General features: G+C 40.5%; 18 protein-coding genes and 1 pseudogene. 14 read left to right on the forward strand and 5 right to left on the reverse strand.

The window, feature by feature from the left end; genetic code table 11:
• Positions 1-140 precede the first annotated feature (140 nt).
• On the forward strand, positions 141-839 hold the full coding sequence (locus tag CDC33_RS14610) for a YdcF family protein (protein ID WP_109009068.1): 699 nt from the start codon (positions 141-143) through the stop codon (positions 837-839).
• Positions 840-929: 90 nt separating this feature from the next.
• Here CDC33_RS14610 and CDC33_RS14615 read toward each other — a convergent pair whose 3' ends face one another.
• Complete coding sequence (locus CDC33_RS14615) at positions 930-1,247, reverse strand: Txe/YoeB family addiction module toxin (protein WP_109009069.1); 318 nt, start codon at positions 1,245-1,247, stop codon at positions 930-932.
• A complete protein-coding gene (locus CDC33_RS14620) occupies positions 1,244-1,486 on the reverse strand; it encodes a type II toxin-antitoxin system Phd/YefM family antitoxin (protein WP_244919234.1) in 243 nt (80 codons plus the stop codon). Before CDC33_RS14620 ends, CDC33_RS14615 begins: the two co-directional genes overlap by 4 nt.
• A 98-nt stretch (positions 1,487-1,584) precedes the next feature.
• On the opposite strand from CDC33_RS14620, the gene CDC33_RS14625 reads away from it, so the two are divergent.
• Positions 1,585-1,878: a type II toxin-antitoxin system RelE/ParE family toxin gene (locus CDC33_RS14625; RefSeq protein WP_109012580.1), complete on the forward strand. Its 294-nt coding sequence runs from the start codon at positions 1,585-1,587 to the stop codon at positions 1,876-1,878.
• A gap of 13 nt (positions 1,879-1,891) precedes the next feature.
• Positions 1,892-2,197, forward strand: a complete 306-nt coding sequence (locus CDC33_RS14630; protein ID WP_109009071.1) for a HigA family addiction module antitoxin — start codon at positions 1,892-1,894, stop codon at positions 2,195-2,197.
• Between the two features lie 51 nt (positions 2,198-2,248).
• Here CDC33_RS14630 and CDC33_RS14635 read toward each other — a convergent pair whose 3' ends face one another.
• Positions 2,249-3,439 carry a 3-dehydroquinate synthase gene (locus CDC33_RS14635; RefSeq protein ID WP_109009072.1) on the reverse strand — a complete coding sequence of 397 codons (1,191 nt, stop codon included), beginning with the start codon at positions 3,437-3,439 and terminating at the stop codon, positions 2,249-2,251.
• A gap of 473 nt (positions 3,440-3,912) precedes the next feature.
• Here CDC33_RS14635 and CDC33_RS14640 point away from each other — a divergent pair, with 473 nt between their 5' ends.
• From CDC33_RS14640 to CDC33_RS14675, 7 genes are all read left to right on the forward strand, one after another.
• Entirely contained in the window at positions 3,913-4,794 is an 882-nt protein-coding gene (locus tag CDC33_RS14640) for an EboA family metabolite traffic protein (protein ID WP_109009073.1), read from the forward strand.
• Between the two features lie 63 nt (positions 4,795-4,857).
• On the forward strand, positions 4,858-5,868 hold the full coding sequence (locus CDC33_RS14650) for a TatD family hydrolase (RefSeq protein ID WP_244919235.1): 1,011 nt from the start codon (positions 4,858-4,860) through the stop codon (positions 5,866-5,868).
• A 126-nt stretch (positions 5,869-5,994) separates the two neighbouring features.
• A complete protein-coding gene (eboC, locus tag CDC33_RS14655; RefSeq protein ID WP_369694300.1) occupies positions 5,995-6,927 on the forward strand; it encodes a UbiA-like protein EboC in 933 nt (310 codons plus the stop codon).
• A gap of 240 nt (positions 6,928-7,167) precedes the next feature.
• Complete coding sequence (gene eboE, locus CDC33_RS14660) at positions 7,168-8,391, forward strand: metabolite traffic protein EboE (protein WP_109009076.1); 1,224 nt, start codon at positions 7,168-7,170, stop codon at positions 8,389-8,391.
• 14 nt (positions 8,392-8,405) lie between these two features.
• A complete protein-coding gene (locus CDC33_RS14665) occupies positions 8,406-9,782 on the forward strand; it encodes an alkaline phosphatase family protein (protein ID WP_109009077.1) in 1,377 nt (458 codons plus the stop codon).
• A gap of 337 nt (positions 9,783-10,119) precedes the next feature.
• Complete coding sequence (locus tag CDC33_RS14670) at positions 10,120-11,613, forward strand: catalase (protein WP_109009078.1); 1,494 nt, start codon at positions 10,120-10,122, stop codon at positions 11,611-11,613.
• An 89-nt stretch (positions 11,614-11,702) separates the two neighbouring features.
• Positions 11,703-11,933 (forward strand): hypothetical protein, encoded by a 231-nt coding sequence (locus CDC33_RS14675; RefSeq protein WP_109009079.1) that lies wholly within the window; start codon positions 11,703-11,705, stop codon positions 11,931-11,933.
• A 442-nt stretch (positions 11,934-12,375) separates the two neighbouring features.
• On the opposite strand, the gene CDC33_RS14685 is transcribed toward CDC33_RS14675, so the two are convergent.
• On the reverse strand, positions 12,376-12,804 hold the full coding sequence (locus CDC33_RS14685; protein WP_109009081.1) for a Tery_1686 family protein: 429 nt from the start codon (positions 12,802-12,804) through the stop codon (positions 12,376-12,378).
• Between the two features lie 351 nt (positions 12,805-13,155).
• On the opposite strand from CDC33_RS14685, the gene psbQ reads away from it, so the two are divergent.
• The 4 genes from psbQ to hemJ all read left to right on the forward strand — a co-directional run bounded on the left by psbQ (position 13,156) and on the right by hemJ (position 16,605).
• Complete coding sequence (gene psbQ / locus CDC33_RS14690) at positions 13,156-13,611, forward strand: photosystem II protein PsbQ (RefSeq protein ID WP_109012582.1); 456 nt, start codon at positions 13,156-13,158, stop codon at positions 13,609-13,611.
• Positions 13,612-13,699: 88 nt separating this feature from the next.
• Positions 13,700-14,815 (forward strand): NAD(P)/FAD-dependent oxidoreductase, encoded by a 1,116-nt coding sequence (locus CDC33_RS14695; protein ID WP_109009082.1) that lies wholly within the window; start codon positions 13,700-13,702, stop codon positions 14,813-14,815.
• A 168-nt stretch (positions 14,816-14,983) separates the two neighbouring features.
• Positions 14,984-15,835: an alpha/beta fold hydrolase gene (locus CDC33_RS14700; protein WP_109009083.1), complete on the forward strand. Its 852-nt coding sequence runs from the start codon at positions 14,984-14,986 to the stop codon at positions 15,833-15,835.
• Positions 15,836-16,023: 188 nt separating this feature from the next.
• Positions 16,024-16,605 (forward strand): protoporphyrinogen oxidase HemJ, encoded by a 582-nt coding sequence (hemJ, locus tag CDC33_RS14710; protein ID WP_109009085.1) that lies wholly within the window; start codon positions 16,024-16,026, stop codon positions 16,603-16,605.
• A gap of 187 nt (positions 16,606-16,792) precedes the next feature.
• On the opposite strand, the pseudogene CDC33_RS14715 reads toward hemJ, so the two are convergent.
• Positions 16,793-17,278: pseudogene (locus CDC33_RS14715) on the reverse strand (peptidoglycan-binding domain-containing protein); the annotation flags it as partial.
• Between the last annotated feature and the right edge of the window lie 215 nt (positions 17,279-17,493).

Genomic DNA, 17,493 nt, shown 5'->3' on the forward strand with positions numbered 1-17,493 from the left:
TCCGGAAGGCTATACTGAACATGTGACACTTTAATGGGCGTCATTTTTGTACTTTTTCATTACTTTTATAAGATAGCACTTTGATCACCCAATTGCAGTACTGTTAGACTGCCATTAAATCAGCTTTTCTTACCTAAGTCATGAAACGTAAATTTACCATCAAATCGTTAATTTCTATTAAAAAAATTTTTACTAATCTGTGGCAATCGTTACAAAAACTAACTGGTGGATTGTATTTTGTTTTGGGGGCTTGGCTGATTTTTACCACTATAACCTTAGTTTTTGCATCTTCGCAGCCAGTAGATGCCTTTTTTGTGCTTGGTGGGAGTATTCATCGAGAAACCTATGTTGCCCAACAAGCAAAACAATACCCACAAACCCCAATTTTAATTTCTCATGGTTCCCCAGACCCCTGTATATGGTTAATTTTTCAGGCGGAATTAGCAGGGTTACAAAACGTTTGGTTAGAAAACTGCGCGAATTCTACCTTTGGAAATTTTTATTATGGTATTCCAATTTTGCGACGTTGGGGAGTGCATAAAGTCATGTTGATTACCTCGCCAAGTCATTTACCCAGAGCCAAATGGATGGCACAGATTCTTTTGGGCGCTCATGGTATTTGGGTTGAGACAGAGATTGTTGAGGAGTTAGGTGTTCCTGGTAATCGTGAATCTTGGGCCAAAACTGGATTAGATGTAACACGCAGCTTATTTTGGGCGATTTTTAGCCAAATTATTCAACCGCAATGCTCAAATGTAACAAGACTTACCGAAGTAGATATGCAAGCTTGGGAGAATCGAGGTTTTCATTGTGAACACCAAGTAGGGGTGAGGAGATAACTTACTCGTAATGTGTCCACATGCGAATTATCTTAACTATCTGCTCGGATTCGATGACCTCTAGGACTTACGCAAAAATTGCTAAAAAGCTTAATTTCTCGAACCGCCAAGACGCCAAGAGCGCCGAGAATTCGTAGAGTGTGCGTAAGTCCTAACCTCATATACCAACCGATGCTGTATATTTATCCTACGAGAATAAGCACCTGATAAGTCACCAACCAGCTTTTCATAAGGTGGAGGATTTTGAAAAGGATTGTCTTGAAGGACTGCGAGTAATTCCTCGGTCTTTTCCTTTAAGTTACTAAAAACTAATTTCTTTGCGTCTTTTTGCGCTTGTTTTGTGTAAATCAACCTCCAACTCGCATCTTTGGGGTTTGGAAGTGGCTCCTCAGACGTTGGCTGACTCACCAATCCAACTCCTCATCACATTCTTGGATTGGGGTTGCTAGTCCTTCTTTGATAGATTCTCGCATTCCAGGGATAGATAATAAGTAAAGAGTCTCCTGAATTGCAGACCAATCTTTTTCCGCAAGCAGAATCGCATTACCGCGATCGCCTCGAATGATTACAGGTTTACCCTGTGCAACTTGGTCGATGATCTCTTGTAAATTATTTTGAGCATCCTTGACGGGAAGCGAAGACATCATACTTTTTTGGCTCACGATAACTTTAATTTGCTTTACTCATCCTACAAAAAATCACTTCTTTTTTTTGGTAGCATGATAACCGTGTCATCATGATAATTATGATAATATCATTTAAGGATCAAGGAACCGAAGATATTTTTGATGGCAATGACTCAAAGGAAGCTCGAAAGCAATGTCCTCTATACTGTTGGGAAGTTGCCCAAAGAAAATTAGATCAACTTAATGCAGCGTTATCTCTAGATGACATTAAAGTTCCACCGGGTAACAGGTTAGAAGTATTAAAAGGCGCTCGTAAAGGTCAGCATAGCATTCGGATTAATGACCAATATCGAATTTGCTTTATATGGACACTCCAGGGTGCATCAGAAGTTGAAATAGTCGATTACCATTAGGAGATAACAATAGATGAGAGTTCCAAAGTATAGACCTCCATCACATCCAGGTGAAATATTACTTAAAGATTTTTTAGACCCAATGGGAATAACCCAAAGAGAACTTGCAGATGCACTTCACGTTCCTTATCAGCGAATAAATGAGCTTGTAAATCAAAAGCGAGGGATTACACCTAGTACGGCAATAAGGTTATCAAAATTTTTTGGAAATAGCTCAGAGTTTTGGTTAAACCTCCAACAAAATTGGGAACTTTACCACGTTCTTAAGGAAGAAGAAGAGGAGCTAAAAAGTATTTTGCAATTCCGAACCACGAAGTAGCGATCGCCTGGAAATTTGGGTGATGTATCCAAAGAAGAATTAATGCAAAACTTACCAATCTTTCAACATCAAAATAGCATCTCGATATAAAGACAAATCCACCTGATGAACTTCTATTCCCTGCCCAATTCTTTGTAGAAGAGTGATTGTTAAATTTCCTCCTAAGTGTTCACGGAACTCTGTAAGCCCCCGAAATAGACAATGCGGATGGTCTAGTTGATCTAATTGTTCTGTCAGTGCTGATACATACAAAGTAAAGCCTAATTTCTTGAGTGTACTTAGAACCCTTTGCCACTCAGATTTTAAGAGTTGCCCTGTTAAATATGAATAGGTTGTATCTAAAGCAATACCGATCGCTACAGATTCACCATGACGTAGGCTGTAATTACTTAAATGCTCTAGTTTATGAGCAGCCCAATGTCCAAAATCTAAAGGACGCGATGAACCCATTTCAAAGGGATCGCCACTACCAGCAATATGCTCTAAGTGCAACTGAGAACAGCGATAGATCAGCTTTTCCATTATGTCCATGTCTCTATTAGCCAATTTTTCGGCATTAGTCATAATGAAATCGAAGAAATCTGCATCTTTAATCAGTGCTACTTTCACTGCTTCTGCAATACCCGATCGCCAATCTCGATCGTCAAGGCTAGTAAGAAAATCAAAGTCATTCAAGACAGCATAAGGTGGCATGAATGTACCCAAAAAGTTTTTCTTGCCAAAGGCATTGATTCCGTTCTTTACCCCTACACCCGAATCGTTTTGCCCTAATACTGTTGTCGGTACTCGTAGCAGCCGAATTCCTCGGTGAGCTGTTGTTGCTGCGTATCCTGCCATGTCGAGGACGGCTCCACCTCCAATTGCTAAGATGTACGAGTGACGACACAATCCAGCTGCATTTATCTGCTGATGAATTTGCTCTATAAATCTAGCATCGTTCTTGACTGCTTCTCCACCCGGAACTACTATCGGCTCACCAGTTAGTGTTAGTACATCTTGATAATACTGAGCGTAAACTGATAATTTTTTTAGCAACCCATCCTGATACTTTAAAAATCCTGCATCTACCACTGCTAGCACTTGTTTTGGGGCTGTTTCTCCATCTGCGGCGATCGCTTGTGCGAGTAAAGGATTATCTAACTGAAACAGACCTCTAGTAAAGTGAACATCATAATTAAAGGTCACGCGAACACATTGGTTAATTGGTTGAAGATTAAGAACGGTTTTTTGTTGAATACCCATTGGAATATTATTACTTTTTAAGTAACTGTAAATATATCTAATACTGTGATTGAAATGATAGTAATTTCAAAAACAAACTTTTTTAAATAATGAAATTTAAAATAATTTGATATCAACGTTCAACTAATAAATTTCTCGTGATTTTTTAAGTATGTTACTTTAATATCGAAATTTTCAAAATAACATTTGTTGAAAAATTTATTAATGCCTAACTTTTATATTTAAGATTGCTTATAGATATCATTATTACATTAAATTCTAATTTTATTCCGTAAGAAAAATTGATCCTTTATCTAATCGAAATGGGATCTTTACAGTATCTTATCGAAAGTCAGGAGATTTTTATAGATTCAGTGAAGTTATAATTTCAGTAGTATATTATTTAGCTGCTTGAATCACAAAGTATCAAGTTTAGTGCTAGATTTTATACTTAGTTGCCATAAAAAGTCGGGCAACTTTTCCTAAAATTCATCATGAGTAAAGTAAACGAGTTACTGCATCACTGGCTGTTAAAGTCTGTTTCAGAGAAAGCTTTTGCTTGGTTGGAACAGAAGCAAGCACAAATTGCTAGCGGCGCTGCTGAAAGAGTGTTTTTTACGGCTTTTAGTGCTGTGCCGCGTTATCTAGGTAAAGAGGATTTGCAGCTAACATTCCAGGACTTGGAAGCAGCCCAGGATGTGGTTCCTGGTTGGTATCCTGGTCATTGGAGTGTAGATCAAGCAGGTCGTACACTCTTGCTTCTAGCTTTGCCCCATGATGATGCTGAGGGCTATGTGCGATCGCTTGATAAATTCTTCTCCACTGCTGATATGGGGGAGTTAGTTGTCCTTTATCAAAGTTTGCCCCTATTACCACATCCAGAGTTACATCGCCATCGTGCTGCTGAGGGAATTCGCAGCAATATGAGTAATGTATTCCAAGCGATCGCATTACGTAACCCTTATCCAGCAGATTATTTAGATAATGCTGCTTGGAATCAAATGGTACTGAAGGCTGTGTTTGTCGGTAGTCCGTTGCATCTAATTTGGGGACTAGATCGGCGTGCTAATCCAGAATTAGCGAGGATGTTAGCAGACTATGCCCATGAACGTTGGGCAGCTAAACGCTCAGTTACGCCAGAACTTTGGCGACCTGTAGGACGGTTCGCGGATAGCGCAATCATTACAGATTTGGAAAAAGTACTGGCTAATGGGGATATACACGAGCAAGAAGCAGCAGCATTAGCTTGTGCTGAGTCTTCTTTACCCCAAGCACAAGAATTACTTTCCCGTTACCCAGATTTACAGTCATCCATTCAAAAAGGTAATCTGACTTGGAATAATTTTAGCCGCGATGGCCTTTTTGTTTACAAATAAAACGGAGTAGGGAGTGGGGATGAGGGAGATGAGGGAGATGAGGGGGAACAAGGAAAATAACCAATGCCCAATGCCCCATGCCCAATTCCCAATGCCCCATGCCCAATGCCCAATTCCCAATTCCCAATCATTAAAACCATGATGTTTATCGATCCTCACATTCACATGTGTTCGCGCACTACTTACGATTACTTAGTAATGCGGGAATATGGCATTGTCGCCGTTATTGAACCAGCCTTTTGGTTAGGACAGCCACGAACAAACGCTGGCTCATTTAAAGACTACTTCAGCAGTCTTGTGGGCTGGGAACGGTTTCGTGCTAGTCAATTTGGCATCCAACATTACTGCACAATTGGCCTCAATCCGAAAGAAGCTAACAATGAGGCACTAGCAGCAGAAGTTATAGAACTGCTACCACTTTATGCTTGTAAAGAGGGAGTTGTTGCCATTGGTGAAATTGGCTACGACGACATGACAGAAGCAGAAGATAAGTACTTTTGTCAACAGTTAGCATTAGCTAAAGAACTCGATATGTTGGTGCTAATTCATACGCCTCATCGTAATAAAAAGGCGGGTGCTAGTCGGAGTATGGATCGCTGTATTGAATACGGCTTAGATCCTGCGCAAGTAGTTATTGATCACAACAACGAGGAAACCGTTGAGGAAGTATTAGGACGGGGTTTTTGGGCAGCTTTTACAATTTATCCACAGACGAAGATGGGTAACGCCAGAATGGTTGAAGTTGTCCGTAAGTATGGACGCGATAGCGTAGCGGGACGTGATAACGTTCGTCGCATCATTGTAGATAGTAGTGCTGATTGGGGTATTAGCGATCCTCTGGCAGTCCCAAAAACGGCTCAGTTGATGTTAGATAGGGGCATTCCTGAAGAACATGTGCGAGCAGTTTGTTATGAAAACGCCCTAGCTGCTTACAGTCAAACTGGGCAGATGCAAGCATCAGATTGGCTCAATCCCGAATCTATTGATCAGCGTCAGTTGTTCAATGGGAATTCTGTGTTGCGGGGACAAGAACCAGGAATCAAATCAGTTTCAGATTATGTATTGATTGAGTAAAAAATTGGTAGAGACGCGATTCATCGCGTCTGTATTGGGGAATGGGGATGAGGAATTGCAGAAATATTTGATTTATCTGTAATATGCAGTTTATTTTGAGAAATTATTAGGTACGGAGGCAGATAAGTGAATGTTGCAAGCTTAAATTTTCATAGCTGGCGGGGTTATCTAGAATTGATGCGTCCGGCTAATATTGTTACTGCTTGGGCGGATATTCTTGTTGGTTTTGCTGCTTCTGGCTCTGGAATTATTTTTGCTCAATTAATCAATGGAGAAGCAAGTTTTACTATACTAATTCCATTAGCTTGGTTGTTATTAGCTACAACTGGCTTATACGGCGGTGGTGTAGTTTTTAATGATGTTTTTGATGCTGAATTAGATGCAAAAGAGCGGCCAAATAGAGCAATTCCCAGTGGTCGCGTATCTCGTGAAAATGCTACTTTATTGGGGAGCATACTATTTGCGATCGGGGTTATAGCTGCTTTTCAAGTATCGTTGGTGAGTGGTGCGATCGCTATATTTATCACTCTTTCATGCTTACTGTATAACTCAATCGCCAAACATCATCCTTTTTTTGGCCCTTTAAATATGGGTTTGTGTCGTGGCAGTAACTTATTATTAGGTGTAAGTGCTGTACCAGCAATGATAGGAGAACGTTGGTATTTAGCGCTAATTCCTGTTATTTACATTGCTGCTATCACCGCAATTAGTCAGGGTGAAGTTCATGGAGGTAAGAAGATTACAGGAGTATTAGCATTACTGCTGATTGCAATAGTTTTGACGGCAGTTTTAGCTTTAGGATTATTAAGAGACTATGCAGCGATCGCAGCACTACCATTTGCTGTTGTATTAGCTATCAGAGTTTTGCCTAATTTTATCAAAGCTGCGCGTGAACCAGTCGCCGAAAATATCCGAACTGCCGTAAAAATAGGCGTGTTATCTCTAATAGTTTTAGATGCAACTATTGCATCTGGTTTTGCTGGTTTGTATTACGGTTTATTCGTTCTAATTTTGCTACCATTTTCGGTTAAGTTAGCAAAAGTATTTGCTGTTACTTAAATAGGACTTACGCACACTCTACGAATTCTCGGCGCTCTTGGCGTCTTGGCGGTTCGAGAAATTAAGCTTTTTAGCAATTTTTGCGTAAGTCCTATTAAATTTGAATGTATACACCCAGTAATACCGTGAATCTGTTGTATGGGCGCACATCTATGCGCCCATACGACTGAATATGTAGCAGGTATTTTGTGAAATACTATAAGCCAAATAAATTACATATACAAAGGATAAAGCTAGAAAATGAAAATTACAAAAAATAATAATCACTTAACTTATTGCAGCAATATTCACCCTGGCGAAAGTTGGCTAGAGGTTTTCGCTAATTTAGAAAAATATGTTCTCAATCTCAAGTCACGTTTATCGCCAACAGCACCTTTTGGTATTGGTTTAAGATTAGCAGATGCAGCTGCCAAAGAACTGTTACAAAATAATAACTTGGCTCAATTCCAAGCGTGGCTTAGTCAAGAAGATTTATATGTTTTTACTTTAAATGGATTCCCTTATGGCGGATTCCATCGACAGATAGTAAAAGACCAAGTTTATGCACCAGATTGGTCTACACAAGAACGGGTCGATTATACATTAAACTTGGTACAAATTTTAGCTGCGCTATTACCAGAAGGACTTGATGGCGGAATTTCTACGCTGCCATTATCCTATAAACCTTGGTGGCAAAAAGACCAAGCAACTTTAGAGACAGTTCAGAAAAAGAGTTGTTTAAATATAGCATCAGTTGTTATAGAAATGATTCGCATCTGCGAAGAAACAGGAAAGATACTCCATATTGATTTAGAACCTGAGCCTGATGGTTTAATTGAAAATACCTCAGAAGTAATTGATTTTTATCAAAATTGGCTATTACCAATTGGCGGTAATTACTTATCAGAAAGATTAAATATTGAACAGAGTCTAGCAGAAACTAAATTGCTAGAACACGTTCGAGTTTGCTATGACACCTGCCATTTTTCAGTTGAATATGAGGAACCGCAATCTGTATTTGCACGTTTCCAATCGGCAGGAATTAAAATTGGTAAAATTCAAATCAGCGCCGCAATTAAAGTAAAAATTCCTACTGATATTGAAAAACGTAGTTTGATAGTTGAACGCTTACGTCCTTTTGCTGAATCTACTTATCTTCACCAAGTAATAGAACGTCGCAGTGATGGTACACTCCATCACTATCCTGACTTAATAACTGCATTACCACATTTAGAACAATCTCTAGCTGAAGAATGGCGTACTCACTTTCATGTCCCAATTTTTATTCATGATTATCAAATTTTGCAGTCTACCCAAGATGACATTGCTACTGTTTTACATCTACTTCAAACAAACAATGCTTGCTCCCATTTAGAAATTGAAACTTATACTTGGGATGTATTGCCATCAGAAATGAAGATAGATTTGCTGACTTCTATTCAGCGAGAATATGAGTGGGTATTAAAAGAATTTGCGGCAAATTAAAAGGAGATTAATTTATGCAGAAAACTGTTGTTTTAAATGTCGTGGGATTAACGCCCAGTTTACTAGGAGAAAATACACCGTTCTTATCTTCTTGGGCGGCGATTGGGCAAGTAGTCCCGATCGCAACAGTTTTACCTGCTGTAACTTGTTCTGTTCAGGCTACTTATTTAACAGGAAAATTGCCTGATGAGCATGGAATTGTCGCTAATGGTTGGTACTTCCGCGATGAATGTGAAGTGAAGTTTTGGCGGCAGTCTAATAAGCTAGTACAGGCTCCCAAAGTTTGGGAAATAGCTAAATCAATTGATCCAAATTTCACTTGTGCCAATCTTTTTTGGTGGTACAACATGTATTCTTCAGTAGATTATGCCATTACACCGCGCCCGATGTATCCCGCAGATGGGAGAAAATTACCTGATATTTATACCCATCCTAGTGATGTGCGATCGCAAATTCAATCTGATTTAGGAAACTTCCCTTTATTCGATTTTTGGGGGCCAAAAACTACCATTAGTTCTAGCCAATGGATTGCCAATTCAGCAAAATGGATTGAGGAACGTTATAGCCCGACATTATCACTAGTTTATCTGCCACATTTAGATTACTGTCTGCAAAAATTTGGTCATGATGAAAAACACATCCAAGCTGATTTGCGAGAAATTGATGCTGTTTGTGGCGATTTAATTGAATATTATCAAGCACGTAATACTCAGGTAATTATTCTTTCTGAGTATGGCATTACTCCAGTCTCTAAAGCTGTGGATATCAACCGTGTACTACGGGAAAACGGTTTAATTGCTGTGCGGGAAGAATTAGGGCGAGAACTGCTCGATTTTGGTGCTAGCATTGCCTTTGCTGTTGCCGATCATCAAATTGCTCATGTATATGTAAATGATCCGGCTTATATCCCGAAAGTGCGATCGCTTTTAGAAGCGACTGAAGGGATAGCCCAGGTATTAGATGAAGAGGGTAAACAAACCTACCATCTTAATCATCCTAGATCGGGGGAGTTGGTGGCGATCGCTCAATCAGACGCTTGGTTTACCTATTATTATTGGCTGGATGATGCAAAAGCTCCTGATTTTGCTAAAACTGTAGATATCCACCGCAAACCTGGTTACGATCCTGTAGAACTTTTCCTTGATCCGCAAATTAAGTTTCCTCAAGGAAAAATTGCTCTCAAACTACTTAAGAAACAATTAGGTTTTCGCTACTTAATGGATGTGATTCCTCTGGATGCTTCCCTTGTACGCGGTTCTCACGGTCACGTTAGCACTTCTGTTGATGAAGGGCCTCTATTTATCACCCATCAAACTCACCTAGTTGGTGAAAATCGCATTCAGGCGACAGATGTTTGCTCGTTGATTCTCAAGCATTTGAATAGGGAGTAGGGAGTGGGGCTGGGCGTTAGCTCTGTATGGGACTCAACCAAGAAGTGCTATAGCTTTCATGCGTAACAACTTATGTCCTTTAAAACCTCGTTTCTAGCCTCTAGCTAGAAATGCTTCTAGCTTTCACCTTAAGTTGACAGAAATGCACATATATGCATCTTTAAGATTCCAAAAAGACAAAACAATTTGGTGGCAATTCAAAGTCATATCGAGTATGCTTTATATATGAACTCGTTATGACTATGAACTAATTAGCTCTATTAATAGGCAACCGCCTATCTGCTGGCTAAATTTTACTTTGGCAATCTCAAGAACTTAACGGAGAGCTTCTTTACCCATGACTGAACCCCAAAACTTAACAACTGCTGACGGTATTCCTGTTGCGGATAACCAGAACTCACTCACAGCTGGATCGCGTGGCCCTGTATTAATACAGGATTTCCACCTCTTAGAAAAGCTGGCTCATTTCAACAGAGAACGTATTCCTGAGCGCGTTGTCCATGCTAAAGGTGCGGCTGCTTTTGGTACTTTTACCGTTACCAATGACATTACTCGCTACAGTAAAGCCAAACTTTTTTCTGAAATTGGTAAAAAAACCGAACTTCTCTTGCGCTTTTCTACAGTTGGAGGAGAAAAAGGTTCAGCAGATGCCGAGCGTGACCCTAGAGGCTTTGCCATCAAGTTTTATACTGAAGAGGGGAATTGGGATATTACAGGCAACAATACCCCTATTTTCTTCATCCGTGACCCTTTGAAGTTTCCTGATTTTATCCATACCCAAAAGCGCAATCCCCAAACCAATTGCAAAGATCAGAATGCAAAGTGGGATTTTTGGTCACTCAGTCCAGAATCGCTTCACCAAGTGACAATCCTATTTTCAGATCGGGGAATTCCGAAAACCTATCGCCACATGGACGGCTTTGGTAGCCACACCTTTAGTTTGATTAATGCTGATGGCGATCGCGTTTGGTGTAAATTTCACTTTAAGACTCTGCAAGGGCATCAAACCTTGACTGAGGAAGAATCGGCTAAGATTAAGGGCGAAGATCCAGATCATGCCACTCACGATCTGTTTGAAGCGATCGCTAACAAAGATTATCCCAAATGGCGGATGTGCATTCAAGTGATGACAGAGGAGCAAGCCCAAAAACATCCTGACAATCCTTTTGACTTGACCAAAGTTTGGAAACATTCAGAATATCCTTTAATTGAAGTCGGGATATTAGAGCTAAATCGTAACCCTGAGAATTATTTTGCCGAAGTAGAGCAAGCCGCTTTTAGCCCTAGTGCAGTGGTTCCTGGCGTTAGTTTCTCTCCAGACAAAATGCTGCAAGCTCGAATTTTTTCTTACCCAGATGCTCAACGGTATCGCTTGGGTGGTAACTATCAGCAACTACCCGTCAACCAGCCCAAATGTCCAGTGATGCATTATCAGCGAGATGGCTTTATGGCATTGGGGAACAACCACGGTAGCGTTCCTAACTATGAACCGAATAGTGCTGAGGGTACGCCTAAAGAAAATCCAGCTTATGCAGAACCACCTAATCATTTGGGCGATGTCACAGTCGATCGCTATAGTCATCGTGAAGGAAACGACGATTATACCCAAGCAGGTAATCTGTATCGGTTACTAACTCCTGAACAGCAAGAACGTCTTGCTAAAAATATCGTCGGTAGTCTCTCTCAAGCAAGGGAAGATATCCAAATGCGTCAACTTTGCCACTTCTTCCGGGCAGATATTTCTTATGGTCGTCGTGTAGCTGAAGGATTGGGCATTTCAATCGATCCATCAATGCTGGGTGCTACTGCTCAACCTGTAGGTAACTGGTAAGCCTTATCTAATTTTCTGGGGTGGGCATCTTGCCCGCCCTAAAGCAAATTCATTTGATTAACTTACAAACTAAATTGAGGTAATTAAATATGAAATTAACAGCAACAGAAAAAGGCTTATTAATTCCTAAAGAACTATTAGGAGAAAACCAAGAGTTTGAGATTATTCAAGAAAATGGAAAAATTATTATTACTAGCATTAAACAAACATCTTCTATTTGGGATTTAGGTTCAAATCCTGTGGAATGTGATGTAACAGATGGTGCAATTAACCACGATCGCTATCTCTATATCCCGTTGACGGAGATAAAAGCCTCGTGAACAGAGCTAAAATACTCGTTAACGAAGATAAAAGCCTCGTTAACGGAGCTAAAAGACTCGTTAACGGAGATAAAAGCCTCGTTAACGGAGATAAAAGCCTCGTGAACGGAGCTAAAAGACTCGTTAACGGAGATAAAAGCCTCGTTGACGGAGATAAAATACTCGTTGACGGATAGGACTTACGCACACTCTACGAATTCTCGGCGCTCTTGGCGTCTTGGCGGTTCGAGAAATTAAGCTTTTTAGCAATTTTTGCGTAAGTCCTAACGGAGATAAAATACTCGTTGACGGAGTTCAGAGGCTCATTAAGTAGATAAACAAAAATATTTGCAGTAATTGCGATCGCACCCTTCGCAAAGCATATCGAAGAGAAGTAGTTTTAGGCGTTGCGATCAAAAGAACATACGAGAGGTTTCCTCCTGCCTTCTGCCTTCTGCCTCCTTCATTCACTTGGTTTATTAAAAACTTCTAAAATCTGTCGGCAAATTTGTTTGAGCTTATCCTCGATTTCAGCAGAAGGTGAAGATGCGCCGACAACACTCCAGTTTTCTACCGTGGAAAGTCGCCACGCTTCACCGCGATGATCGAATCCGGCTACCTCCACGCCGATCGCACGCCGGGAATTATTGATGGGATCTTGATAAAATCGGATTTGAATCAAAATACTGCGACTTCGCCAAGATTTGCTAATACCAGGAAAGTGAAAGCCAATATCTATAGAATCTGGATCGACTAACTCCCTGGTTTCCGGGTCATTTTTCCAGGGTTTGAGATCAGATTTGGCATCAGGAAACTCGAATTTGAACAAATTAACCACCGTAGCAATGTTGCTGGCGAGTTCAAGGTTCGTTGCCTGTTCAGCTGCGTTCACTAAAAAATACTCCTATATTGCGTCGGCATCTTCCGGGATGTGAAGACAGAAAAACCGCCAGAAGGCTTATAGTATTGGTGTTTCAGCTTATCAAGACCTTTGAGATTTAGCAACTCTAAATCATATTTCCCTAACAATCCTGGTTACTAGACAGATACCAAAAATCGCTTCTTGTTGAGACTGGCTAACACCTTTTAAGTAATTATACTTAAAAACCCGATAAAACTCTGCCGTTTGGAAAAAATATCGAGATTTTCTGCAAAATCCTTGGCAGATAAGAACGATAAATTACGCTAGCGATCTAAAATGACACTGTTAATCGGCAAAAAAAACAGTAATCAAGTTGAATGTATGGTGCGTCAACGCTCGATTTTTTCATTTTTCCTAGTATTATTGGCCACATTCCTAATTAGTTGTGGCGGCCCTGGTGTTGCGGTAGCACCTCCAACTTATACAGCAACGCAACTTGAAAGAATTCAGGCTTATGTTCCTGAAATTCAGGCTGTGCGCGATCGCTCAGATGAGTTGAAAACCTTGATCCAAAGAGGTGATTGGATCAATGTGCGTAACTTTATACATGGGCCCATAACAGAAGCAAGGCTGAACCTGACTTATGTCACTTCCAATCTTCTGCCCAAAGACCAACCCGCAGCACGTCAGATAACGCGAGATTTGTTTAACGACCTGGTTAAACTTGATAAAGCTACTAGTGCTAGCAATCCTCTAGTTGCCTTGAATCAATCCCAAGCTGCTTTCGCAGAGATTGACAAATTCCTCGACCTGCTTCCGAAAAAAGAAGAAAGTTAGGAGTTAGGAGTTAGGAGTTAGGAGTTAGGAGTTAAGAATTAAGAATTTTTAACTTCTCACTTCTAACTCCTCACTTGAAACACAAGTTATGAATGTAGTTATTATCGGTTGTGGTGTAGTTGGGGCTGCGATCGCTTACGAACTAAGTCTAGTAAAAGGGCTAAAAATCACAGTTTGCGATCGCCAACCACCAGCACAAGCTTCTACGGGCGCTGCACTCGGCGTTTTGATGGGCGCAATCAGCCAAAAAATTAAGGGCAAAGCTTGGCAGATGCGACAAACTAGCATCCAACGCTATGAAACTTTGATTCCGGAACTAGAAGCTTTAACAGGTCGTAAAATCCCTTTTAATCGTCAGGGAATTCTCAGCCTTGGTTTAGAAGAGGAAAATTTAGCAGCATGGGAAAAACTTGTAGAAGTTCGCCACTCTCAAGGCTGGCATTTAGAAATATGGGATACGGCTAAACTCAAACATATCTGTCCTCAAGTTGATTGCGAAACAATTACTGGCGCGCTCTATTCTCCTCAAGATCGTCAACTCGATCCAACTGCTCTGACATTAGCTTTAGTTGAGGCTGCCCAGCAAAATGGTGTAACTTTCAAATTTGGTGTGGCTGTTTTGGATGCCCAAACCTCACCACCTGAATCTTCCCCCCAATATTGTGTTCAACTTGAGACTACAGAAGGAAAAATCGCCGCAGATTGGTTTGTAGTCGCAGCAGGGTTAGGTTCAACACCACTGACAGCAAAATTAAATCAAATAATTGATATCCGCCCTGTACTTGGACAAGCATTGCAAATGCGTGTGGGGCATCCATTAGGTAATCCCGACTTTCAGCCAGCGATAACAGGTAACGATGTGCATATTGTTCCTGTGGGTGGTGGAGATTATTGGGTGGGTGCAACAGTAGAATTTCCCAACAATGGCCATGAGATACCGCCAAATCAAGAACTGCTGGAATCTGTTAGAAAACAAGCGATCGCATTTTGTCCAGAGTTAGCCACAGCAAGCATTCTCCGCACTTGGTCGGGGTTACGTCCCCGTCCTGAAGGTCGTCCAGCCCCAGTTATTGGTAAGTTACCAGGGTTTAGTAACGTCCTCCTAGCTACCGGACACTATCGCAACGGCGTTTTACTAGCACCCGCTACAGCTTATGCGATTCGTGAGATGATTATTTCTCAGGGAATGGGGACTGGGGACTAGGGACTAGGGACTGGGGACTAGGGACTGGGGACTAGGGGCTAGGGACTGGGGACTAGGGACTGGGGGCTGAATTCTTCTTATCAGTATTCAATACCCAGTACCCAATACCCAATCCCCAATACCCAATCCCCAATCCCCAGTACCCAATCCCCAATATAGGAAAATAGCGTGTCAATAACAGAACATAAAATCAATGTAGATTCACTGGAATGGTTTTATCGGGAATCTTTACCAATCGGCAGAAGTGACTTAGCGCCTGTGTTGTTGCTACACGGCTTAGTTTCACAAAGTTATAGTTGGCGTAATATTATACCTGCTTTGGCGAATCAGGGGACAAGAGCGATCGCTCCAGATTGGATTGGTTACGGCAATTCTTTAAAACCAGAAAAACGAGATTTTGCTTACACTCCCGATGCTTTTATCACAGCTTTAGAAGGATTTGTTAAAGCACTAGAACTTGAACATTTTTCTTTAGTTGTCCAAGGATTTTTAGGTTCTGTAGGATTACAATATGCCTTACGTCATCCAGAACAAATTGCCAATATAGCTATTTTAAATACACCAATTTCAACTGCTGCCAAATTACCCTGGAAAATTAAACAAATGGGTTTACCTTTAGCAGGTGAAGTCATGACCCAAGACCCGCTTTTAGTTGACCGGACACTAGAAGGAGGAAGCCGTTATCGCATAGGAGATAAGGAATTAGATGTTTATCGAAAACCATTTTTAAAAAGTTCTTCATCTGGGCGCAGTCTCTTATCAAGTATTCGCAATTTACAGCTAGATTCAGCAATGAAAGAAATCGAATCTGGCTTTAAAGAATGGCAACAGCCAATTCTAATTCAATGGGGTATGATTGACCCTTGGTTACCCGTAGACATTGCCGAAAATTTTGCTAAGTCCGCACCAAATACCGAATTAATAAAACTTAATAACGTCGGACATTATCCTCAAGAACATTACCACGAAGCGATTTTAGAAGACCTTTTACCCTTTGTGCGTCGTAAAGATGCTCATTGACAATATACTTTTGGCAAAAATCGATATTATAAAAATGAAACCACAGATAAACACTGATGATTTATCTATGGTAAAGAAATTAATTCTGGATTTTTGCCAGACTTCTAATGTTATTCCAGCCTGCATTTGTGAACTTTTTATTACCGTAAAAAATGCCTCACAACCACAAGTAAAGGAGATTAGTATTCATGGCTTATTCATGGTTTAAAGCCTTTCATATTGTCGGATTTGTAGTTTGGTTTGCTGGTTTGTTCTACTTAGTTCGTCTTTTTATCTATCACGTTGAAGCGAACCTTGAACCTGAACCAGCGCGAACCATACTGAAAAATCAGTATCAAATTATGGAAAAGCGTCTCTACTATATCATCACTAACCCAGGAATGTTTGTGACGATCGCAATGGCTATCGGTTTATTAACCACTGAACCGGACGTTTTAAAAGAGGGTTGGTTGCATATAAAACTGCTGTTTGTTGCCATTTTAATTGGCTATCATCATTACTGCGCTCGGCTAATGAAGAAATTAGCAGTAGATGAATGTGGTTGGAGTGGTCAGCAATTACGTGCTTTAAATGAAGCACCCACAGTTATGTTAGTAGCGATCGTGTTGCTGGCTGTGTTTAAAAATAATCTACCTACAGATATTGCTGCTTGGGCTATTTTCGGCATGATTATTTTGATGGCAGTTACTATTCAACTTTACGCCAAAAAACGCAGGCAAGATAAAGAGAAGTTAACAGCACAAATAGGACAACCACAAGAACAAAGTTAGACAAAATAAGGTAGCACATCTGTGTTACCTTACTAAAGGTTGCATCATAACAACAAATGCTACCCATTACCTCATCTTGGAAAGTTTCTCAGTTAGGACTTACGCACACTCTACGAATTCTCGGCGCTCTTGGCGTCTTGGCGGTTCGAGAAATTAAGCTTTTTAGCAATTTTTGCGTAAGTCCTATCAGTAAATCATCGCTAGGAATCACGGTAGTATAAAAAGTATATTTGTGATTAGCGACATAATGGCGGTCTTGTTTAAGAATAGCCATAAAGTTTCTATGTCCATTACGAGTCCGTCCTACTAAACAACCCGCGCTAGCAAGGCGAATATCATTCCGAGGAAAATCAAAGCCGTAGTGTTGATTCACAATCCTACTAGCGATGTCATTGCCTAGTTTTAATGGGGGTTTAGGAAGATCATCTATTTTGGTTTCAATTAGTTTTTTGGCTGTGACTGCTCCTAAAAAGCCATTCTCTTCAGTCCTAATTAATTCTTGAAATTTTTTCAGAGATATCACAGAAACAGGGCCAAATTTGCCATCTGCTGGAGGTTCTAGCAAACCTAAGCTGATTAACAATATCTGAATCTGACGAGCCAAGTCTGCATCTTCTGCGATCGCATCAAATGACCATTTCTCATCTTTTCCCAAGAAATCTTGTAGTTTCATTATGCACTTGCTTTCATTTACTAAGTTCTAAATATTAAACATCATTTTAAAAATTGATATCGTCTAAAACCATACTCTAACCTCAAATATGAGGTCATCTGGAGTCTGCGATGTCTACGACGAGCTACGCTAACGCACGCACATTGCCTCAATGCGATCCTTGATACAGGCTACATTATTAATTAGCTCAATTTCTCTGCTGCGCGTCCAAGCAG

Source organism: Nostoc commune NIES-4072, from assembly GCF_003113895.1.
In the GTDB taxonomy this organism is placed as follows: Bacteria; Cyanobacteriota; Cyanobacteriia; order Cyanobacteriales; family Nostocaceae; genus Nostoc; species Nostoc commune.